We start from the raw sequence: 21,811 nt of genomic DNA on the forward strand, positions 1-21,811 counted from the left end.
ACAACCGAAGGAAGAACCATGACCCTCGAGGACTACAGCCCGGACGAGTGCCGGAAACACAACGAGGAAACCGTCCGAGTCACCCCGAAATGGCCGCATGTCTGCTGGATTTTCACCGGCCTGGAAAACCATTGCCAGTCGGAGGGGGTCGCCCAACAGATTCACGAGGCGTGTAAGGGACTGCAGCAGTACAACGAGATTCTCGCCTTTGCGTGCTGCAAGTTCACAACCACCAACAAGCATCCGGTTCTGCGTCTGGAGGACATCGACAGGGGAAAGGACGGTGGCTGTCGATATTTCGATGCCAACAGCATCCACGACGATTGCGCGGCGCTGAACACCGGCTTGGGCGGGAGTTATTGGCAGGTTGCCTCGTGCGTCTGCTGCTGCGCGTGCATGGCCTACGGGACGCCCATCGCGACGCCGGAGGGCGATCGCGCGATCGAGTCGATCGCGCGCAGCGAGCAGGTCCTGGCGGGAAGCCTGAGTGGTGACGGGGTGTTGTCCTGGCGCCCGACGGTCGTCACGTTCAGCGACGGCTCCGAGGGAGGGACGAACCACACCACCGTCCATCTCACGTTCGGCGCGGACGCGGGCGTCGGTGGTGAGTTGGTCTGCTCCGCCGATCAGCCCGTGCTGGTTCGAACGGGTGGCCGGCCGCGTTGGGTGCAGGCATCCAGGATCCACGTCGACGACACGGTCGTCACGGCGGACGGCGCGGCAATTCCGGTCCGTTCGGTCGCCGTCGGCGCCTACACGGGCGGTGTACACCACATCGGGACGGACGAGCCCTCGGACGAGAGCACGGACGGCCACCTGCTGACCGCCTCCGGCATCGTGGTCGGGGACTACTACCTTCAACTGCGTTTCGACGACATCCCGGACGACGCGAAGGTGGAAGACCTGGAGGATCGCCCGCACATCTGGACGCCGGCGTACGCGCGACGCCACGAGAGGCACCGGTTCGAGACCTCGGTGGCGTTCGCGACGGTGGCCGGTCACAGGCCCCTGGTCGAGTACACCGGCTCCTTCACGGCCTACCAGACCAGGTCCGACTACGCCCAGGCCCCGTCCGCCGCGCTGTTCACCCCGGAACAGGCCGCGGACATCCAGCGCAACGGCGAGCAACTCAACCTGACCAACCCGATCCGCAAGGCGGAGATCGAGCATCTCTTCCGCCACTTGACGGGGTTCTACCCCGACATCGTCTTCCACCTCGACTGGTACACGGCGGAACCGAACGTCCACGCCGTGCGGCAGTACGGCAGGAAGATCGTGGTCGTCACCGGTGGCCTGGCCCGAACCACCGCGCTGGGCCACGAGGGACTGCTGATCGCCATCGCCCACGGCATCCAACGCCACGAGGGTGACCGGCCCCTGGGCACGGACGGCTTCCTCGCCGTCGGCGCGGCCGACCACCTCGCCTTCGCACTCACCAGCAGGACCTACTGGTGGCCCACCGAATGGCCGGAAGCCGTCCCGGAGGCGTTGGAGCAGTTCGAGAAACTCTTCTCCTACGTCACCGAGGAAAATGCCGCGGGGGATCCGGCACACCCGCTCGACGCCCCGTCGCTGCACTGTCGTCTCTCGGCGATGAAGTCGGGGGCGGCCCTGGGCGGGCTGCCGGTGTGCGCCGGCGGGGCACCGGCGATTCTCCTCGCGTTGGAACAAGCGCGCGCGGTCGGCAACTTGCTCACCCTTACCTTCAACACCGACGTCGATCCCGTCTCGAGCGGCAACCCCCACGCCTACACCATCGATCCGCCGGTGGACGTCACCCCCGAGCGTGATCCACATTCGGGTCTCGTCGTTCGCCTCACCGGCGTCTTCGAGACGGATCGCTCCTACACCGTGACCGCGCACGACCTCACCTCCGTAGCCGGAGCACCACTGGACCCCGGCCACCACAGCAGGACCTTCACCCCGGCTGCCGCTGCGGGCTGACCCCCGGAGGCTGCCGAAGGACTCGGCGGGCGGGCCCGTCCGCCGCCCTGCGAAGGTCTTCGCCGCATCTCGTGGGGCGGTCACCACGCCATGGGCGCCGGACCGGAATTCGGGCGGAGCACGGCGCGTGCGGAACGTCGGTCCGGTGGCAAGGTCGGTCGACCGGCGGGAGATCACGACTCTTCCCCGACGCTCCCCGATCCGAAGCAGGCGCCATACCGTTCGCGTGCGGGCAAGCGGCGCTCGGTGTCCTCGCGGCGAACGGCGTACACCAGGTTCGAAGCCGCGTCTTCGCGGATACGTGCCGCTCGTCGAGGGCCGACACGACGTCCGAAGGCACCACATGTCGTCGCCCACCCGGAAGGGATACCACCCGTGAGCACTCCCCTGGCCCCCGGCGTCCACCTGCGCGAGATCCCCAGCGGTGTGCGTCTGATCACCGCGACGGGCACGTCCACGCCCGCCTTCCTGGGAATGGCTTCCGACGGCCCGAACACACCGCTGCTGGTACGCGGCTGGTCCGAGTTCGCCCGAATCTACCTGAGCAACGACTTGGCCCGCATCGAGCAACAAGCATCCTCTGCCGCCACGCTACGTCGCGAGTGCGACGAGTTCGTCCGGGTGGACGACGCGAACGACGAGCTCGATCTCGAGGCGCTGCAGACGATCCGCGCACTGGACACGTTGCTCGGTCAGCCGCCCGGACTCCAGTCCTGCGACGAACTCGACGCACTCTGCCTGTGGTTCGACGAGCACGCCTATATCCCCAGTGCCCTGCTGGACACGCTGCGCGCGTACAAGACGGAACTGCTGTTTCTGCACATGGACCTCCCCTTGCTCACCGGCTACCTTGCCGAGGTCGTGTACGGCTTCTTCGCCAACGGCGGGGCCGCGTGTTACATCGTTCGTCTGGAACAGGGATCGGGAGCGCAACCGACTCTCCAGGGGGACGAACTCCGCCGCTCCGGGCTGGCCGGACTCGAGACCGTGCCGGATGTGCAGATGGTCGCGGCACCCGACCTTTGGACCCTGACTCGGGACCCGGCCATCCGCGAGGACATGATCAAGGCCGTGGTCGCGCACTGTCACGCGATGGGCAATCGCCTGGCCTTGACGGAACCCCCGCCCGACATCGCCCCGGCCGCGGCCGTCGCGTTTCCCGAAACGCTGCGCGTCGACGACACGACCGACGGTTTCGCCGCCTGCTACTACCCGTGGGTGCGCGTTCCCGGCGTCGCCGGCGTGGAGCGGGTGGTGCCGCCGTGCGGGCACATCGCCGGGGTGTGGGCGGCAACCGATGCGCGGCGCGGGGTGTTCAAGGCGCCGGCGAACGTCGGTCTGCGTGGCGTCCTCGGCGCCACCGAGCCGATCTCCGACGACCAACAGGCCGACCTCAACCCGGTCGGAGTGAACTGCCTGCGCGTTTTTCCCGGTCGGGGCTTGCTGGTGTGGGGTGCGCGGACGTTGTCGGACACGCGGGACTGGCGGTACGTGAACGTGCGTCGTCTGGTGTGTTTTCTGGAGGACTCGATCGTGTCGTCGTCGCGGTGGGTGGTGTTCGAGCCGAACGACGAGCGGTTGTGGGCGTCGTTGCGGCACGCGGTGTCGGCGTTCCTGACCGATCAGTGGCGTGCGGGTGCGTTGGCGGGTCGTACTCCGGGGGAGGCGTTCTACGTGGTGTGCGACGACACGAACAACACCCCCGACACGGTCGATCGGGGGCATGTGTACTGCGATATCGGCGTCGCGCCGGTGCGCCCCGCCGAGTTCGTCGTCTTCCGCGTCACCCAGACCACCGCTGCCCCCACCGTGACCTGACCCACTCGGGCACCCCGCCCCGCCAGCAAAGGAACGTTTCGTCATGCTCAACGGCGACGTCTTCTCCAATCACACCTTCGGCATCGAACTGGGCAAGTTCCAGGTCGAGACCGTCCGCGACATCTCCGGCCTGACCCTGGAACAGGACGTCGTGGAGACCCGCCAGGTCACTCCCAACGGCGAACTGGTGATCCGCAAACAACCCGGCGCCCGCCGCTCCGGCGAGATCACGATCACTCGCGGCATGGACAAGAGCACTGCCTTCACCGACTGGATCAAGGCCACCCTCGTCGACGCCGACCTCGACACGGCCCGCCAGAACATCACCGTCTCCCTCAAGGACGCCCGCAAGAACACCGTCCGCCGCATCCACCTCACCAACGCGTGGGCCTCGCGCTGGCAGGGACCCACGCTCGGCGCCGGCGACACCGGAGCCGCCACCGAACAGGTCACCATCACCTACGAGGACCTCACCGTCGAATAGCCACCCCCGCCCACCGAAGGACCTCTCGCATGAGCCCCAACATCCTGCGCGCCCCCGGTGTCTACCTGGAGGAGAACTCCAGCGGGGTCCGCATCGTCACCGGCACGGGCACCTCCACCCCCGCCTTCCTCGGCTACGCCTACCTCGACCCCGCGAAGTATTCGGACGACACGGCGAAGGCCGCCGAACGGGCCCGGCGCGCGAAGCCGTACCTGCTGCGCGGTTGGTCCGCGTTCGCCGCACGCTACGACGTGGACGTCCTGCTGAAGGCCGTTCGCGCCGGCAGGAGGGACACGAGCGGCAAGACCAAACCGCCGCCGGACGCCGAACGGTTCCTGCTCCTGGCGGAGGCCGTGTACGCGTTCTTCGCGAACGGCGGGACCGCCTGCTACGTCGGCATCCTCGACGAGGCGAAACCGGACCTCGACGGCGACGACGCGGTCCACTCGGGGCTGGCCGGCCTGAAGAGCGTCCACGACGTCACCATGGTCGCGGTGCCGGTCCTGTGGGACATCGCCACCGCGAACGGCTCCAAGAACCTGCCGAATTCGCTCGATGCGGCCGTGAACCTGATGAGATCCGTCACCGATCACTGCTCCAGGGCGGGCAATCGGCTGGCGATCCTCGACGCCCCCCGGACCCCCGACCACCTGGACTCGGCCTGGGACGGGCACCTCACGACCCTCGCCGGCAACGCGGGCACCGACAACGACACCGACAAGACCTTCGGCACGCTCTACTACCCCTGGGTACGCGTCCCGGGCCTGGACGGCGACACCACGCGGGCGGTCCCGCCGTGCGGGCACATCGCGGGGGTGTGGGCCGCCACCGACACCGCCCGCGGGGTGTTCAAGGCGCCCGCGAACATCGGGCTCGCCGCCGTACTCGAACCCCTCGATGTCGTCGGCGACGCCCGCCAACAACCCCTGAACGACGCCGGAGTGAACTGCCTGCGCGTTTTTCCCGGTCGGGGCTTGCTGGTGTGGGGTGCGCGGACGTTGTCGGACACGCGGGACTGGCGGTACGTGAACGTGCGTCGTCTGGTGTGTTTTCTGGAGGACTCGATCGTGTCGTCGTCGCGGTGGGTGGTGTTCGAGCCGAACGACGAGCGGTTGTGGGCGTCGTTGCGGCACGCGGTGTCGGCGTTCCTGACCGATCAGTGGCGTGCGGGTGCGTTGGCGGGTCGTACTCCGGGGGAGGCGTTCTACGTGGTGTGCGACGACACGAACAACACCCCCGACACGGTCGATCGGGGGCATGTGTACTGCGATATCGGCGTCGCGCCGGTGCGCCCCGCCGAGTTCGTCGTCTTCCGCGTCACCCAGATCGTCGGACAGGCGGGCCAAACCACGGTCTGAACCGACCCACCTCGCACCGGCGAAAGGAACAACCCCCACGATGCGCGACAGCTCACCCGCACTGCGTACCGAGTTCCCCTTCGAACTACCGCACGGCTACGTCGACGAGCACGGCACCGTCCACCGCACGGGCACCATGCGCCTGGCCACCGCCCGCGACGAACTCTCTCCACTCGTCGACCAACGCGTCCGCGAGAACCCCGCCTACCTCGGCGTGGTCCTGCTCAGCCTGGTCGTCACCCGCCTGGGCACCCTCACCGACGTCCACGCCGACCTCGTGGAACGCCTGTTCGCCGTCGACCTGGCCTATCTCCAGGACTTGTACCGCACGATCAACGGCCTCGACGGCGACCGAGTCACGCTCGCCTGTCCCGGATGCGGCACCACCCTCGCCGCACCGACCCCGCGGGGCCGCCTGGGGGAAGGATGACCCACCCACCCGAACTCGTCCGCGCCCAGATCGCCCACATCGCCCACCACCTGCACTGGTCCCTCGGCGACCTCCTCGACACGACCCACGAGGAACGCGCGATGTGGGTGCGGGAGATCGGCCTCCTCCACAGCTTCGCCGGTCCTTGCGGGGGAGCGTGACGGATGGATGTCACCCCCGCTCCCACCCGGGACCCCGCGCCCGTCGCACGCCCGTGGCCGGCGCCGGCCGGTGTCCCCACCAGCGGTATGGCCGGATTCCGCGAAACCCTGGCCGCCTGGCGCCCGGCACCTCGTGTCGCCGCCCCGGGCCGTCTGCTGCCGCGCGCGATCCCGGTCGTCGGCTGCGCCCTCCTGCTCGACCTGTTCGGTGACCCGAACCAGCCGCGCCCCTTCCGAGCCGCGCCCACGGCGCTCGTCCCGGCCCCCGACACCCGGGCCCGGCGAGTCCCCGAGCGCTCGCCGGCCGACGCCGTCCCCGGCCGCCGACCCGCGTGGTCCGCGGACGAGAAACGCGACACCCGGGCCGATGTCCACCGCCCCGCGCGGCTCGCCCCCACACCCCCACCGGGCCACACTCCGCACGCGGCCCCCCGAACGCACACACCGCGCCCACCCGCCACCGACGCCGCCCCCGCTCGGCCCTTCCCACCGTCCGTACCCCTGCTCGGCCCGCCGTCCGCCCCCGGGAGCGTCGCGAAGGAAGCACGACCGGCCGCAGGCGACCCCACGAACCCGGACCCGGTCGGGTCCGGCAGCCCTTCGCGCGCCCGCCCGGTGGGAGCGTCGCCGCTCGACCCCATGCCCGCGGGGCACCCGCTCGATCCGGCCCGGACGGCTCGCGCACTGACCTCTCGCCGCCTGCCGCCGACCGAGCCGGCCCCGCCACCGGACCCGCCCGCCCACCGCCCGCCCACCGTCACGACCGGCCCGGCCCTTCGCGGTCGCGGGCTCGGGCCCCACGCGGCCCATCCCACACCGCGGGAAAGGGCTCAACCGAGGTCTTCGACAAGCACACCTCCCGCGCCACCGCGCGAACCACCCCCCGCCGGCCGGGTCGCCGACCATCACCCGGCGACGCACCCGGATGCCGGCGGCCCGGCCCGTGCACACGCACACGACACCCCGTCCCACGACACCCCGTCGCACGGCGCCACGCTCTACGACGAGGGCATGTTCCGTGGCGGCGCGGTCCCACGCCTCGACCCGGCGCCCGCGCCCGACCCCACCCGCGCCGTCCGGCCTTCGACACAGTGGCCGCCACGGTCCCGTACCTTCGCCCCGACCCTCGGCCCGCCGGTGCGCCACGTCCCCGCCGACGCGATCCCCCTGCGCCCCGCCCTCGCGTCCCCGTCCCCGGAACCCCGAACCCCGGCCCCACCCACGCCACCCACGGCGCTCGCGACCGCGGCCCCGAACCCCCCGTCCGGCGAACCGGCGCCCACGCGCGAGGACATCGCCGCTGTGGCGCGCGAGATTCTCCACACCCACGTCGACGACCTCGTTCGGGCCCTGCTGCCCTCGCTCACCCACTGCCGGCCCGACCGTCCTTCCCTGGGACAGGCCCTGTCCGAACGCACCACGAGCCGGCCGCGATGACCACCACCCGACCCCGTCCCACCCGGCCCGCTCGACCAGACCCCACTCGCACTCCCGCAGGGACCCCCGCCATGGCCGACAATCCCTTCGCCGTCACCTGCCTGTTCCGACTGACGATCGGCACCCACGAACTCGGCTCGTTCACCCGCTGCGAAGGACTGGGCTGTTTCATGGAGATGGAGGAGATCCTCGAAGGCGGTGCCAACGACCGTGTCTGGCAACTGCCCACGCGCCTGCGTTTCACCCCGGTCGCCCTTTCGAGACCGCTCACCGCGCAAACGGCCCTGATCGCCGCGTGGCTGCGCCTGCAGGCCCACCGGCCCGCCCGACTTCCGGGATATCTGGTCGCCCTGGGCCCCGACCGCGCTCCGCTGGCCGGCTGGGTCCTCGAAGGCGTCGTCCCGCTGCGGTGGACCGGCCCCACCTTCGATACCGAACAGTCCCAAGCCGCCCACGAGACCCTCGAGATCGCACACAACGGCTTCGGCGCCGTCCCCCTGTGATCCGATCCCCGCGACCACAAGGACCGAACCGATGGTGACCCCGCTCCCGTGCGCGCCGGTACGCGCCACCCTCGTCGTCCACGACCCCCCGGCCGGCCCCGGCAACACCCCCGGACCCGAACGCGCCCGCCTCCGACTGCACTTCAACCCCGACCGCATCACCCTGGCCCGCGGCGCCCTGTGGGATCGCACCCGCTTCCCCTCCGGCGCCGACGTCCCCCGACCACAGTTCATCGCGGGCGATCCCCGAGTGATGACCCTCGAGGTCTTCGTCGACTCCGGCGACGGCCGATCCGATGTCCAAGACGCCGTCGACCTCCTGCTGAGCTGCTGCTCACCCACCCCGCAGAGCGCCGCGAACCTGCCTGCCTCCGCCCCCTGGATACGCCTGGAATGGGGACGCTCACGCACCGCCGCCTTCCTCGCCTACCTCCGACAGGTCGAAGCCGCCTACACCCGCTTCGCCGCCGACGGCACACCCCTGCGTGCCCGCTGCTCGCTCACCCTCGAGGAGATCGGCGGCGCCACCGCACGCCAAAACCCCACCTCCGGCGCCGACGGCCCCACCGGCACCCACACCCTCGCCCCCGGTGACACCCTCCAACACGTCGCCTGGAACGTCTACGGCGACCCCACCCGTTGGCGTGCCATCGCCCGGGCGAACGACATCGACGACCCCACCCGCCTGACCCCCGGCACCACCTTGATCGTGCCCGTCCTCGAGGACACCTCCCGATGACCTCCGTCCACGAACGCGCCCTCGCCGCTCAACCCGTCGTCACGTTCCTCAACCCCCTGACCGAGACCTGGAACGAACAACTCCTCGACGTCCGCGTGGACACCGCCGTCGACGGCCCCGCCCACGCCGAGGTGCGCCTGCGCGACGAACGCCACACCGCCCTGAGCGACCTCGATCTCAAGTTCGGCCACCCCCTGACGATCGCCGTCGCCGCCCTCAACCTGCGCACCCGCCGTACGTTGTTCACCGGCGAGATCGTCGCCTTGGAAACCGACATCGACTCCGCCGGATCCTTTGTCGCCGTCCTGGGCATGAGCCGCGACCACCGCCTGCGCCGCGGTCGGCGCGTCGACGTCTACCCCCAGATGACCACTGTCGAGATCGTGCGGCGCATCGCCGAACGCAACGGCCTCGTCCCCGGAGCGGTCGAGGACGACCCCGCCGACCCGCCCCCCGCCTATCTCGCTCAACCCAACCTCAGCGACTGGGAGTTCCTCGCCGACTTCGCCCGCCAACGCTCGCTCGTCCCCACCGTCGAGGACACCGCCCTGTGCCTTCGCCGGCGACCGGTCGAACACACCGGGCCACACGACGGGGAAGGCCCCGTCGAACTGCGCTACGGCGCCAACCTCCTCAACCTGCGCGCCCGCCTGTCCAGCCTCGACCAGGTCGAGGCCGTCGAGGTCCGGGGCTGGAACCCCGCGCGCAAAGAGGCCGTCACCGCCACCGCGCCCGCCACGGCCACCGCCACCTATGCCATCGGCGCCACCCCCGACGACCTCGTCCAACCCTTCAACACCTCCGGCGAACATGGCCCCAACCTCCTCGTCGCCTCCGTTCCCTACACCACGAAGGAGCAGGTCACCGCAGCCGCCGTCGCCGTCGCCGCGGACACCACCGCCGCCATGGCCGACGTGGACGCCCACACGTTCGGCACTCCCCGCCTGCGCGCCGGCGACACCGTCGAAGTCACCGGCATCACCGCCCCCTTCGCCGGCGCCTACACCATCTCGACCTGCACCCATCACTTCGGCGCGAGCGGCTACACCACCCACGTCCGCATGGGCCCGCCGCCACCCCCCGTCGTTCCACCCCCCTCACCGCTGACCGGACCCGGCGTCGCCGTCGGCATCGTCACCCACACCCGCCAACCCGAGGACGGCGAATACGGCGAGGTCCGCGTCAAGCTCCCCTGGCTCTCCGACACCTACGTCACCGACTGGATCCGCACCCTCCAATGGGGCGGCGCCGGCGGCGGCGGCGTCTTCACCCCCGAAATCCACGACGAGGTCCTCGTCTGCTTCGAACACGGCCGCCTCGACAAGGTCTTCGTCATGGGCGGTCTCTACAACGGCCTCGACACCCCCACCGCCCGCGACGACGATCCACCCCGCGTCGACGCCGACGGAACCATCGTCCGACGCTCCCTCGCCTCCCGTACCGGCGAACAACTCGAATTCCTCAACGACCCCAACGGATCCCAGGGGCTACGCCTGACCACCGGCGACGGCAACGTCACCGCGAACCTCGACCGTGCCGCGGCCACCTTCACCCTCACCGCCCGCCCCCGCAGCGGCAACGGCCAGGGCGTCCGCGTCACCCTCGACGGGGACAAGGGCACCCTGGACCTCGACGCGGGCCAGGGCCGACTCGTCCTGCGCGGCGGCCGCGTCACCATCGAGGCCACCACCGGCGACATCGACATCACCAGCCCCAAAGGGCTCGTCACCCTCACCGGCAAGTCCCCCACAGCCGACTGAACACGGACCGATCCATGGACATCATCGGCAGCGGCTGGCCCTACCCCGCCGCCATCACCCCCGACGGACGCGTCGCCCTCGTCTCCGGCCCCACCGACGTCGAGGAGGCCATCCGCATCATCCTCGAGACCACCCCGGGCGAACGCGCCATGCGGCCCGAGTTCGGCTGCGCCATCCACACCCTGACCTTCGACCCCCTCGACGCCGGCACCGTCACCGCCGCCGAACTGCGCATCCGCGAAGCCCTCGACCGCTGGGAACCCCGCATCGAGGTCCACGACGTCGCCTTCAGCCTCCAAGACCAGGAATCGGGCACCCTCTACCTGGACATCGCCTACCGGCTGCGCGCCACGAACGAACCCCGCAACCTCGTCTTCCCCTACTACACCCTGCCTCCCGCCCCGGACGGGCCCCGACCGTGACCGACACCCCCACGTCCCCCCGGCCCCCGGCCCCCGACGCCCGCACGGACCTCGACGACCTGCGATTCCAACCGCTCGTCGACGCCGCCAAACGCTCCCTGCCCACCCTCGCCCCGCACTGGACCGACCACAACGTCTCCGACCCCGGCATCACCCTCATCGAGGCGTGCGCCCAACGCGTCGACCAACTCGTCTACCGCGCCAACCGCCTCACCCCACGCCACCGCGTCGCACTCATGCGCCTGATGGGCATCGCACCCGCACCCGCCTCCTCGGCCGTCGTCCTCCTGCGCGTGAGCCGCCGCAAGCCCACACACGACACCGTCGTCCTGCCCGCGAACACCCCGGTCACCAGCCCGGGCAGGTCACCGGTCGTCTACCACACCCGCACCGACCTCACGATCGCGTCCGACGCCACCACCGGCCTGGTCGAAGCCACACACGTGGAAAGCGTCACCGACGAGATCCTCGGCAGCTCCGACGGAACGCCCGGCCAGCGCTTCGCCCCCTCGCAACGCCCGCGCAACCCGGCGCCCGACGAGGACGACACGACGAACCCGGGACCCGACCTGAGCGTTCGGGTCGGCTCCGCCGCCCGCACCGACGAATGGACCCGAGTCCTCACCTTCGCCGGCGCGACGGGGGACACCGCGTGCTACCGATGGGACCCGGCAGCCGGCGAGGTCGCCTTCGGACCGAACGTGCCCTACGCCGCGACCCCGAAATCCGACGGTTCCCCGCGCGCCGTCGCCCCTCGACAGCAAGGCAGGATCCCCGCCGCCGGCGCCGCGATCCACGCCGTCTACACCGTCGGCGGGGGCAGCCGCGGCAACCTCCCCGAAGGCATCGCCCTCGACCTCGCCGAACCCCTACGCGACACCCTGTCCGTGACGCTGGAAACGCTCACGCGCCCCGGCACCGACGAGGAGACCTGGCAGGACGCCCTGCGCCGCACCCACCTGCAACTCGTCCCGCTGCGGCGCGCCGTGACCGCGTCCGACCACGAACAGGTCGTCGCCGAGGTACGGGACGTGGCTCGGGTATGGGTGACTCCCGAGGCCCGTCCCGTCCGCGACCGCGCGCCCGCGAGCCTGTGCCCCCCCGCGCGACCCGTGTACGTGGACGCCGCGTACGTGGACCACCTCAACACACCCCCGTGCCTGGTCACCTATGCCGAGACCGAACACCACAGAATCCCGCTCGACCCTGCTTCGCCCTTCCGCCCTCTTCCGCCCTTCCCCATCGGCTACGACGACTCGCCTTTCGACAACCAGGCGCCGCCCGACGCGGTCGTGGGATTCCGGAGCCCGAGCGTCACCGCCCGCCTGTGGTTCCGCGGCGAACACTGTCGCTGGGACGACGAGACCGAGACGCCCATCTCCGAGGTCTTCCCACAGCTGAAGGTCCCGTTGGAGGGGCTGTTCACCCACTCGCTGGACGGAGTCTGCGCCTACCCGGAAAACGGCGTGTGGCGGGTGTTCTTCTTCAAGAACGACAGCTTTTGCCACACGACATGCACCTTCGCCGCCGGGAAATTCGAGCCCGCGCCGGGAAGCACCGTGGCCGTCGCCACGATCGCCTCCGGATTTCCCGGCCTGCCCCGCGCCGCGACGCACTCTCCCGACGCCGTCGTGCTACGCCACAGCGACCGCATGTTCTTCTTCCTCACGGCCCGGGACACCCACCCCGCACCGTGGTCCAGCGAGGACAACGGCCTGAACGTATTCGTCGTCCCCCGCACCAGCACCGATCCCGGCGCCGTCCTCACGACGGATCGGCTGGAGCCGACACCGGAGTTGCGAGGAGAGGTCTCACGCCGGGTCGACGCCATGCGCCTGCTCGGCGAGCGACTTCGCGTACGCCGCCCCGACTACGTGAGCTTCGACATCGGCGTGACCGTACGGCCGTGGGCCGATACCGCCGACAGGGTCACCGAGGTCGTCACGCGTGGGCTGCGTCACTGGTACCACCCCTGCCTCGGCGGCCCCGACGGCGACGGCACGCCCTGGGGACAGGCGATTCGTGCGGGTGAGGCGGCCTGCGTCGTCGAACGACTGGCGGAGGTCCGCGGCCTCCGCGCCGTCGACCTGCGGGTGAACGGCCGAACGACGCAGATCGTGCCCGTCCCCGACGGCGCCCTGCCCCTGCTGGACAAGGTCACCGTCACCGTCACCAACGCCGAGGAATGACAAGAGGCTTCCCACGATGTCGACCCCATCGATTCCCCCGTCGCCCACCCTGGCCACCATGCCCGCGCTCTACGCCGACGACCCCGTGGTGGCCGCGTTCGCGGCCGGGATCGACGCTCTCCTGCGCGCGGACGTCGAGGCGATCGACTCCATGGTCGAGGTCTTCGACCCCTGGACCGCCCCGGCGCCCTTCCTGGACTGGCTGGCCACGATCACCGGCGCACGCGTCGAATCCGGTTGGACCGAGGAACAGCGGCGCGCGGCCATCGACCTGGCGCCCTTGCTCAACGCCCGCCGCGGCACCCGCGCCGGGCTGGACCTGGAGGCCCGGGTCATCCACGGCTGGACACCGACGGTCGTCGACCCGGGGCAGGTCCGCACCGACACCACCCCCTGGTCCGGCGGACGTACCCTGCTCGTGAGCCTCCCCGAGCATGACGACCAGGCCGACTCCCAGGAGGTGGAACAACGCCTGGCACGGCTCGTCCGGGCCCACTGCCCGGCGCACGTGCCGTACCGCGTCCACGTCCCGGCGGCGTCCGGACCGGCACGGTCCGACGGCTCGTCACGGACGGAGCCCACGGCATGAGCCTGCCCACCCCGCCCTTGGACCCCCGCGCCCGCGACACCATGCTCCTGGACGCGGCGCGGGCCGTCACAACCGCCCAACCGGGATGGGGCAATCCCCAACCCGACGACCCCGGCATCGCCCTGATTCAGGTGTGCGCCGACATGGCGGTCCGACTCGCCGACCGCGTCAACCGGGCCCCCGATCGGCACCGGGCGGACATGGCGCGCCGGCTGGGTCCACGCCCGCTCCCCGGGTCACCGGCCGTCGTGTCCATGCGTTTCCACGTGCGCAACCCCACACCCCCGAACGTCGTCCGCATCCCGGCCGGCACCGAGATCGCCACTCCGGGACAACGGGACGCCGTCGTGTTCACGACCCTCACCGACGCCGAAGTTCCCGCCCGTAGCCTGACCATGGCCGGTTCGTTCATGGGCACCGAGCACGACGGCGTGTTCGACGGCACCCTCCTTCCCTGGTCGCCGACCTCGGGACGGGCGAACGCCGGCGGCGTCGCCTGGACACCACCGCACGCGCGCCCACCGCGATCATTCGTCGCCGCGGTGTCCGCCCGCGACGCGCCGGCCCACACGACGCAGCCGCTGGTGGTGCTGTCGGCTCCCGTGCCCGGAGCATGGATCACTCTCGACCTGCGGGTGGGCACACAGGCGCCACCCCACCGCGACGTCACCTACGCGTGGGCGGCATGGCAGGGCACGCACTGGGCGGACTGCTCGATCGTCACCGACACCACGGCCGACCTCACCCGCGACGGACGCGTCACCCTCGCCGTGCCCGACGTGCACGCACCCGCCCGGCTGACCCTGCCCGGGGGAACGTGGGAGGGCGTCGGACTGTTGCGTCCGCGTCACGTCCACGACTCGTCGGTGCTCCCGCACGTGATCGTGTCGGTGACCATGGCCGCGGAGAGCTCGATCGTCGTGCCGGCCGCTCACGCCCGGATGTTTCGCGACGAGAGGCTGGGCACCGCGACGGGACGCCCCGACGAACGCTTCCGCTTCGCCCATCCGCCCCTGCCGCACGCGGGTCACCTCGCCGTCGACGTCGTATCCGGCGACGCGAGTCCCGCGCAGCGCTGGACGTACGTCGACTCGCTCGCCCGAACGGGACCCCACGACCGCCACTTCACCCTCGATGTCGGCACCGGAGAAGCGGTGTTCGCCGCCACCGGTGAGGACCGGACGGGGCGGCGACGTCACGGCGCGCTCCTGCCCCCGGGAGCGACGGTGCGCGCGACGACCTACCTCTTCGCGGGAGACCACCCCGGCAACGTGCCCCAAGGCACCGTCACGGTGCTGCGGACACCCATCCCGGAGGTCATCGACGTCAGCAACCTCACCGCCGCCGTCGGGGGAGCCGGACCCGAGAGCGCGCTCGCGTGTGCCGCACGCGCGCCCCTGGGCACGGCCTTTCCCGAACGCGCGGTCACCCCCGCCGACTACGAGCGCCTCGCTCTGGCGGCCTCCGCCGGTGTTGCCCGGGCCCACCACCTGCCCGCAGTCCCCGGCGACCTCCTCGACCCCGCCCGCAACCTCAGGGCCTGGAGCCCCGCCACGACCACGTTGACCTTCACCCTCGCCCCCGGCGTGGAGGGACTGGACACGGGAGCCCGCGCCGGTACCCCCGACACCCCTTCCACGGTGTTCACGACCACGGCCCCGGTGGCGCGAACCCGCACCCAGGCCGCCATGACCGGGCTGCGATTCGCTCAAAAACCCACGCCCACCAAGATGTTCACCGATCACACCCTCGACGAGCCACACACCCTGCGCGGCAAGGACACCGTCGGCGCGGGCACGGCCAACGACATCGGCCTGATCCTCGCGCGCGTCCCCCTCCCTCCGCACACCCCCCGGCGCAACCTGACCCTGTGGGTCACGCGCGCCGACCCCGTCCCGGACCACACGGCGCCCGTCGCCCTGTCGGTCTTCGTCGAGAACGCCGACGACCTGTGGTGGGACATCGACACCTGCCACTACACCGCACCCCCGCCCGTGGCCGTCTCCCTCGGCACGCACACGGCGGCGTATCCGGTGAGCCTGACCGACGCCGCCACCTGGCGGGACGTTTACGGAAGCCTCGACCTCCCAGACCAGGCACCCGACGCCCTGATCCTCCAGATCCACGACCCCCGACGAACCCCCGAGACCTCGTACACGGTGTGGGTGGACAATGCCGGCGGCACCGCGTCGGCACGACAGTGCGATCGGGGCGACACGACGAGAAGCGCGATCTCCCAGGGCATGCCCGATCAACATTTCGACCTGCTGGACGCGCCGATCGTCGGGGCGACGATGCCCGACGTGACGGTGACACCGCCCAAGGGGCCCGCACAGGTCTGGAAGCCGGTGCCGGACTTCACCGGCTGCACCGACACATCCCGCAACGTGGTGATCAACGCCTCGACCGGCCGCATCCACTTCGGGCCCGCCATCTCGGGACCGTCCGGCACACGCCAGTACGGCGCGGTGCCACCGGCGGGCGCCGAGATCAAGGTCTCCGGCGAATACACAACGAGCCGCGGACACGTCTCCATCCCCGTCGGTGCCATCGACGTCAACGTCGGCCACGACCCGAAATTCGTGGCCGTGACCAACGCGCAGGCCGTCGCCGACGGCACCGACGGGTACACCGACACCTCCGGAGGAGCCGTCCGCCTGGGCGTGCGACTGCTCGTGATCCCCTCCGTCACGCCCGACGCCCAGGGACGCTTCCCCCGCTCCTCGCTGACTCCCACACCGCACCTGATCGACGAACTGCTGTCCGCGCTGAGCCCACTGCACCCACCCGAGGCGCCGCTGTGGGCAGGACTCCCCGGCCTGAAGAACCTGTGGATCACCGCCGACCTCGAACCCGTCGCCCCCCTGTCCCCGGCCGATCGCGACGACCTGCGCGCCGCTGCCGAGCGGGCCCTGTACCGCCACTTCAGCGCCGTCGAGGGCGGTCCCGACGGGACGGGATGGCCCCTGGGCCGCCCCGCCCGCGTGGGCGAGGCCCACCTGCTTCTCGCGGCCGTGCCGGGCCCGACCCGGGTGATCGACGTCCGCCTGTACGACCGAGACCCCACCGATCCCGCGAGCGCACCCGTCGACACCGTCACCTGCGCCGACACCGAATGCGTCTACTCGGTCGAACACCGCGTCCGGATCCTCGACGCCAACCTCTGACGAAAGGCCGCGCGACGACATGGACACGCCTTACCACGCACTTGTCGCCAATCAGGCCGCCGCCACGGTCTCGCTCGTCGACATCGGGCACGACCCTCCCCGGACGCTCGGAGAACCCGTCCACGTGGGCGCCGTCCCGTGCGCCGTCGCGCTGGGCCAGGCCGGCGCGGGATACGTCGTCTCGCGAGGCGATCCCACCGGCTCGGGCACGGTCGCTGTCATCGACCTCGCGACACCGCAACAGATCAGGCTCGTCGACACCGTTTCCGTCGGAGCCAGGCCGCGAGCCCTGGCCCTGAACCACTCCCGGAGCCACCTGTACGTCGTGAACTGGGGCGACGCCACCGTTTCGGTGTTCGCCGTGAAGGGCGACGGGGGACTGGTCCCGGCGAAGCCGTCCGCACTGCCCACCGGGGCGCTTCCGCGGGCGATCGTCGCGGACGGCGCGGACCACGTCTACGTCGCCGACTGGGCAGCGGACTCCGTCACCATGATCGGGCCGACACCGGACGCGCCGCCGGTGACCTTCCCGGTCGGCCGTCGGCCACGCGCGTTGGCCACGCATCCCACGCGCCCGGTCCTGTACGTCGCCAATTGGGGGGACGCGTCGATCAACGTCGTGCACACCGACCGCCCTTCGGGGCAGACCCCCTGTCGAGTCGCGGTCGGCGCCTACCCCCGCGCCCTTGCGGTCGACCCCGACGGCGCCTTCCTCTACGTGGCGAACTACGGATCGGGCACCGTCACCCTCATCGGGCTGAACCCCGACGGGACGCCGACCGGTGCTCCGCGAACCGTCGACGTCGGCCGTAATCCCGCCGCAGTGGTGGTCGCCCCGGACGGAAAGGCCGCCTATGTGGCCGACCACTCCGCCGGCGCCCTGGGCATCGTGAACCCCGAACTCGCGAAAGCCGTCCCGCTGCCTCTCGGGACGACATCGAAAGGATCGGGGCCGATCGCCTTGTTCATGTCCGCCGAGGGTGCCCGCCTGTGGATCACCGACCACGTGGCGGGCGGGCTGGTCTGCGTCTCCCGTCGTGCGGCCACCTTCGGCGCAACCGCGCCCCTCGGCAACGCACCGCTGTCGATCGCCGTCGGACCCGGCTCGCAGGAACTGTCCGTCACATGCCCCGACGTCCCATCGGTGTCCCGGATTCCGGTCACCGGCTTCAAGCCCGAGTCCGTGTCCCTCAACGGGAACGCCCGGCCGTGGGGCGTCGCGTACGCCGCGGACGGGAAGGCGTATGTCACCGTGACCGTCGCAAACGGTGTCGACGGACTCGTTCCCGTGAACCAGGGCCACGCCGGCGACGCCATCCCACTCACCAAGGCAGCCGAACCGCGCGGTGTCGCGATCACCCCGGACGGGCTGCGCGCGTGTACTGCGAACTCCGGCACCGACTCGGCCACCTTCGTCCCCCTCGGCGGAAAGCCGCAGCGCCTGAAGGACAAGCAATACGCGTTCGCAGAGCCGGTCGCCCTCGCTCTGTTCGAGACCGCCACGCGCAGCGAACTGTATGTCTCCAACAACGACACGGATACCGTCTCGATCCTCGGATTGGATTCGAAAGGCGCGGTCACCGGCCACTCTTCGATCGCCAAGGAGACCGGGAAGTTCGCCAAACCGCACGGCATCGCCATCGACGCGCAAGGGACCCGTCTGTATGTGGCCAACTACTTCGGCGGAAATGTGTCCGTGTTGTCATACGCGCAAGAACAGTGGACACGCGAAGCGTTGATCTCCGGATTCCAGAAGCCGCACGGCATCGCGTTGGCCCACGAGGACAAGCGTCTGTACGTCGCGGATGCCACCGGCAACGCCGTCTACATGGTCGACCTGTCGAATCCCCACAACCCCGTGAAGGTCGACACCAAGGAAGCACTGGCAGCCCCCAAGGGCGTCGCGGTCCGAGGCAATCTTCTGTACGTCGCGCACGAAGGCGGGCCAGGCTCCACGGTGGCTGTTTTCGCCCTGAACGGCAACGGCCACGACGTGGACAAGGGCCCCTGGTCCATCACGCTGGACGCGCATACGGCGGGCAGGCTCACCGGCGTCTCGGTCTCCGCCGACGGCCGCACCATGTACGCCACCCACTGGGAGCACAACACGGTCTACGTGGCCGGTCTCCAAGCGAACGGCCACGAGGCGACGACCATCGACACGATCACCGAAGTCGACGGGCAACCCCTCGACGAGCCACGGGAATCCCTGGCATCGCGCAACGGTGGGGCTTTGTACATCGTCACCTTGAAGGACAACACCGTGTCCGTTCTGCCTCGGCGGATCGACGTGTCCCTCGGTTCCGGCACATCCCCGTGGGGAATCGCCTGCGACGACACTTACACGTACGTCACAGGTCACGGCAACCACACGGTCTCCGTACTCGAAACCGCCACCGGGACCCTCCTGGCGCCCCCGCTGGACCTGGGGGCCGCAACGGCCCCGACCGGAATCGCCCACCTTCCCGGAACCCTCGCCACCTACGTCGTCAACCAGGGCACGAACACCATCCGGGTACTGACGCGAACCGGCGTCACGCCCCACTCCACCGACACGCCTCGCCTGCTCCGCCTCAAGCGCTGCTCCGCGCCGCTGCCGGGCGACTCGGCCCTGTACGCGGTCCACGACGGCCTGCTCGGAATCGTCGAGGCCGTCGACTCCGCCCAGTCCGCCGACTCCAACGCGCCCATTCTCGACTGCGGTCCCGGCAGTTCGCTGCGCGACGTGGCAACCCACCCTGCCCGCACCCACCTCTACACGACCGACAGCGGCTTGCGGGTCCTGCGGGTCGTCGACATCGCCGACCCTCGCCGTCTCGTCGAGACCCGGACACTGCCTTGCGGCGGCCGACCCGCCGGTTTGAGCGTCGACCCCCAGCAACCGCTGCTGTATGTCTGCGAGACCACGAACGCCACCTCCGGCGTCGTCGCCTACAACGTCGAGCACCCCGACGAACCCCGGCGTCTCCCGGACCTTGTCGCCGACCATCTACCCGAGACGACCACGCTCGCCCTGCATCCCACGTATCCCTACGCCTATCTCGCCCACGGGCCCACGAATGCGCGCATCACCGTGTACACGCGCGACGACCGAACCCCGCGCTGGACGGCGCTCCCCGGCCGCGACATCGCGGTTCCGGCACCCCTGCGGGGCTTGGCCGTACACCCGTCGGGCGGCCACGCCTACGCGATCAGCGATACCGAAGGCAGCGTGACCCTGCTCGACCTGGCCGACCCCGCCCGACCCCGCAGGGTCGGCTCCGCCGGTGCGTTCCCCGGAGCCTCGGCGATCGTGTTCCCCGATCGCGGCGACACCGCCCACCTCGTGCAGGGGAGGACCGTGACATCGGTCAGGCCGGGACCGCCCGTGGTGGACGGCGAATCCATCGCGCTCGACGCGAAATCCGCCCCTTGGGGCGTCGCCGCCGCCTCGGATGGCTCACGCGTTCACGTCACCGGCCAAGGCGACGACAAACTTCACATGATCGACACCCGCACCCGCACGGTCGTCGCCGCCGTACCGTTGGCGACCGGCGCCGCACCGACGGGTGTCGTCGCATCGCTCGCGACGGCCACGACCGTGTACGTAGCCGTCGCGAAGCCGCCGAGTGTGGTGACCGTCGACATCGCGGATCATCCGTCCGTGCAAGGACACGTCGACACCGGCACAGACCCCCGACACACGCACGCCCGGCTCGGGTGAGATCAACCGCCGGCAACGACCGGCCCATCACCCCGTGGCCCGGGCCAAGCGCGCCGCACCCGATCGGAGCCGGGACCGACGGCGCCACCGCGCTCTCCTCCAGGTGCCGGTCACGGCCTTCGCCGGGCCCGGGTCGACGTTCCAGGTCGTCTCGGTACCGGTCCACGCAACCCCGTCGCCGCCGCGACCCGAACTCCGCAACCGGACGCCACCGCCACCGACACGGCCACCGGGGAGCCTTCCGAACCCGATGACACGCCACGACCAAAGCGCGAGCGACGGCAAGCCGGTCGTCACCACCGACGATCTCATCGACGTGCCCCCCGTCCTCACCGCACGCAAGGGCGAGGTGACCGCCGTCGTGACGGGGGTGCCGTCGCCGGTCCAAGTCCCGGGCACAGGAGCATTTCGGATCGGCGGCGCAACCGCGGTCGTTACGACGGACATCGAAGGGCTGACCTTCCCGGCGTCCTACACCACGGAGAGTGAATCGGTGCTGGGCCAGGGCGTCGTCACGTTCGAGCTCACCTCCGCCCACGCATCCACTCACGTCAGAACCGCGTATCCGCCTGTCGCGGCCGTCATTGACGCCGGCTCCTTCGATCTCGTCTTCACCGTCGGCGATCCCGCAAAGAACCAAGGGGGAGCGAGCGTGGACACCCCGGGAACCACCTACTCGACCACGGTCGCCTTCAAACGCCACCATGTGGGCGTCGTGGCCGATTGACCCGCGGTCACTCGCTCGGACCGCAATGGTTTTCAAGATCCCCGACAGCGTCAGGCACTCGAGACGCGCTTCGAAACGAGGAACGTCGTGCAGGCGCGATCAGCCGCTACGTCAAGCGATTCGAGAGCCACGTCGACGAGCCGGCATCGCCGGCCGGAAAGTGACGTACGATCCCTTTTCCGGCCCGGGGCAAGCCACGGGCGGGGCTGACGGTTCCCGCCTTCCGGAGCCTTGAAGGGCGGTGCGTCATGCGGGCGAGGACGAGCCTGCCGCGCTCGACGAGGTCGGGTCGCTCCCCGGAGAGACCGGAGCACAAATAGGGCGTGTATCGGGTCGTGATCAATCTGTAGGCTGTGTCTTCGGGGTATGGGTCGGTCGGG

At 70.6% G+C, this 21,811-nt stretch carries 15 protein-coding genes; all 15 read left to right on the forward strand.

Features of this window, described 5'->3' with window-relative positions:
• Positions 1-18: 18 nt before the first annotated feature.
• The 15 genes from ACFXMF_RS10170 to ACFXMF_RS10240 all read left to right on the forward strand — a co-directional run bounded on the left by ACFXMF_RS10170 (position 19) and on the right by ACFXMF_RS10240 (position 21,431).
• Positions 19-1,944 (forward strand): hypothetical protein, encoded by a 1,926-nt coding sequence (locus tag ACFXMF_RS10170; protein ID WP_379988276.1) that lies wholly within the window; start codon positions 19-21, stop codon positions 1,942-1,944.
• Positions 1,945-2,319: 375 nt separating this feature from the next.
• Complete coding sequence (locus ACFXMF_RS10175; RefSeq protein WP_379988275.1) at positions 2,320-3,762, forward strand: phage tail sheath family protein; 1,443 nt, start codon at positions 2,320-2,322, stop codon at positions 3,760-3,762.
• Between the two features lie 43 nt (positions 3,763-3,805).
• Complete coding sequence (locus ACFXMF_RS10180; protein WP_379988273.1) at positions 3,806-4,246, forward strand: phage tail protein; 441 nt, start codon at positions 3,806-3,808, stop codon at positions 4,244-4,246.
• A 29-nt stretch (positions 4,247-4,275) separates the two neighbouring features.
• On the forward strand, positions 4,276-5,604 hold the full coding sequence (locus ACFXMF_RS10185) for a phage tail sheath family protein (protein ID WP_379988272.1): 1,329 nt from the start codon (positions 4,276-4,278) through the stop codon (positions 5,602-5,604).
• Positions 5,504-6,034, forward strand: coding sequence for a hypothetical protein (locus ACFXMF_RS10190; protein ID WP_379988271.1), 531 nt, complete (start codon positions 5,504-5,506; stop codon positions 6,032-6,034). The genes ACFXMF_RS10185 and ACFXMF_RS10190 overlap by 101 nt, the downstream gene beginning before the upstream one ends.
• Positions 6,031-6,195, forward strand: coding sequence for a hypothetical protein (locus ACFXMF_RS10195; RefSeq protein ID WP_379988270.1), 165 nt, complete (start codon positions 6,031-6,033; stop codon positions 6,193-6,195). Before ACFXMF_RS10190 ends, ACFXMF_RS10195 begins: the two co-directional genes overlap by 4 nt.
• A gap of 1,508 nt (positions 6,196-7,703) precedes the next feature.
• The gene (locus ACFXMF_RS10200) at positions 7,704-8,135 is read left to right on the forward strand and encodes a phage tail protein (RefSeq protein WP_379988269.1); all 432 of its coding nucleotides are present in this window, start codon (positions 7,704-7,706) and stop codon (positions 8,133-8,135) included.
• Between the two features lie 31 nt (positions 8,136-8,166).
• Positions 8,167-8,874, forward strand: coding sequence for a LysM peptidoglycan-binding domain-containing protein (locus ACFXMF_RS10205; protein WP_379988268.1), 708 nt, complete (start codon positions 8,167-8,169; stop codon positions 8,872-8,874).
• A complete protein-coding gene (locus ACFXMF_RS10210; protein WP_379988267.1) occupies positions 8,871-10,634 on the forward strand; it encodes a VgrG-related protein in 1,764 nt (587 codons plus the stop codon). The genes ACFXMF_RS10205 and ACFXMF_RS10210 overlap by 4 nt, the downstream gene beginning before the upstream one ends.
• Positions 10,635-10,648: 14 nt before the next feature.
• Positions 10,649-11,056: a GPW/gp25 family protein gene (locus tag ACFXMF_RS10215; RefSeq protein WP_379988266.1), complete on the forward strand. Its 408-nt coding sequence runs from the start codon at positions 10,649-10,651 to the stop codon at positions 11,054-11,056.
• Positions 11,053-13,245: a baseplate J/gp47 family protein gene (locus ACFXMF_RS10220; RefSeq protein ID WP_379988265.1), complete on the forward strand. Its 2,193-nt coding sequence runs from the start codon at positions 11,053-11,055 to the stop codon at positions 13,243-13,245. The genes ACFXMF_RS10215 and ACFXMF_RS10220 overlap by 4 nt, the downstream gene beginning before the upstream one ends.
• A gap of 16 nt (positions 13,246-13,261) precedes the next feature.
• Positions 13,262-13,834, forward strand: a complete 573-nt coding sequence (locus ACFXMF_RS10225) for a phage tail protein (protein ID WP_379988264.1) — start codon at positions 13,262-13,264, stop codon at positions 13,832-13,834.
• Positions 13,831-17,001: a baseplate J/gp47 family protein gene (locus ACFXMF_RS10230; protein ID WP_379988263.1), complete on the forward strand. Its 3,171-nt coding sequence runs from the start codon at positions 13,831-13,833 to the stop codon at positions 16,999-17,001. The genes ACFXMF_RS10225 and ACFXMF_RS10230 overlap by 4 nt, the downstream gene beginning before the upstream one ends.
• Before the next feature lie 19 nt (positions 17,002-17,020).
• On the forward strand, positions 17,021-20,704 hold the full coding sequence (locus ACFXMF_RS10235; RefSeq protein WP_379988262.1) for a beta-propeller fold lactonase family protein: 3,684 nt from the start codon (positions 17,021-17,023) through the stop codon (positions 20,702-20,704).
• Between the two features lie 250 nt (positions 20,705-20,954).
• Complete coding sequence (locus tag ACFXMF_RS10240) at positions 20,955-21,431, forward strand: hypothetical protein (RefSeq protein WP_379988261.1); 477 nt, start codon at positions 20,955-20,957, stop codon at positions 21,429-21,431.
• The last annotated feature ends 380 nt before the right edge of the window (positions 21,432-21,811 follow it).

The organism is Embleya sp. NPDC059213 (assembly GCF_042754445.1).
Lineage (GTDB): Bacteria > Actinomycetota > Actinomycetes > Streptomycetales > Streptomycetaceae > Embleya.

Bases quoted from the DNA above. Each gene is read 5' to 3' on its own strand.
- ACFXMF_RS10185 (WP_379988272.1), top strand. From the start codon at position 4,276: ATGAGCCCCAACATCCTGCGCGCCCCCGGTGTCTACCTGGAGGAGAAC.
- ACFXMF_RS10170 (WP_379988276.1), top strand. From the start codon at position 19: ATGACCCTCGAGGACTACAGCCCGGACGAGTGCCGGAAACACAACGAG.
- ACFXMF_RS10240 (WP_379988261.1), top strand. From the start codon at position 20,955: ATGACACGCCACGACCAAAGCGCGAGCGACGGCAAGCCGGTCGTCACC.
- ACFXMF_RS10180 (WP_379988273.1), top strand. From the start codon at position 3,806: ATGCTCAACGGCGACGTCTTCTCCAATCACACCTTCGGCATCGAACTG.
- ACFXMF_RS10195 (WP_379988270.1), top strand. From the start codon at position 6,031: ATGACCCACCCACCCGAACTCGTCCGCGCCCAGATCGCCCACATCGCC.
- ACFXMF_RS10235 (WP_379988262.1), top strand. From the start codon at position 17,021: ATGGACACGCCTTACCACGCACTTGTCGCCAATCAGGCCGCCGCCACG.
- ACFXMF_RS10190 (WP_379988271.1), top strand. From the start codon at position 5,504: ATGTGTACTGCGATATCGGCGTCGCGCCGGTGCGCCCCGCCGAGTTCG.
- ACFXMF_RS10215 (WP_379988266.1), top strand. From the start codon at position 10,649: ATGGACATCATCGGCAGCGGCTGGCCCTACCCCGCCGCCATCACCCCC.
- ACFXMF_RS10230 (WP_379988263.1), top strand. From the start codon at position 13,831: ATGAGCCTGCCCACCCCGCCCTTGGACCCCCGCGCCCGCGACACCATG.
- ACFXMF_RS10225 (WP_379988264.1), top strand. From the start codon at position 13,262: ATGTCGACCCCATCGATTCCCCCGTCGCCCACCCTGGCCACCATGCCC.
- ACFXMF_RS10205 (WP_379988268.1), top strand. From the start codon at position 8,167: ATGGTGACCCCGCTCCCGTGCGCGCCGGTACGCGCCACCCTCGTCGTC.
- ACFXMF_RS10210 (WP_379988267.1), top strand. From the start codon at position 8,871: ATGACCTCCGTCCACGAACGCGCCCTCGCCGCTCAACCCGTCGTCACG.
- ACFXMF_RS10200 (WP_379988269.1), top strand. From the start codon at position 7,704: ATGGCCGACAATCCCTTCGCCGTCACCTGCCTGTTCCGACTGACGATC.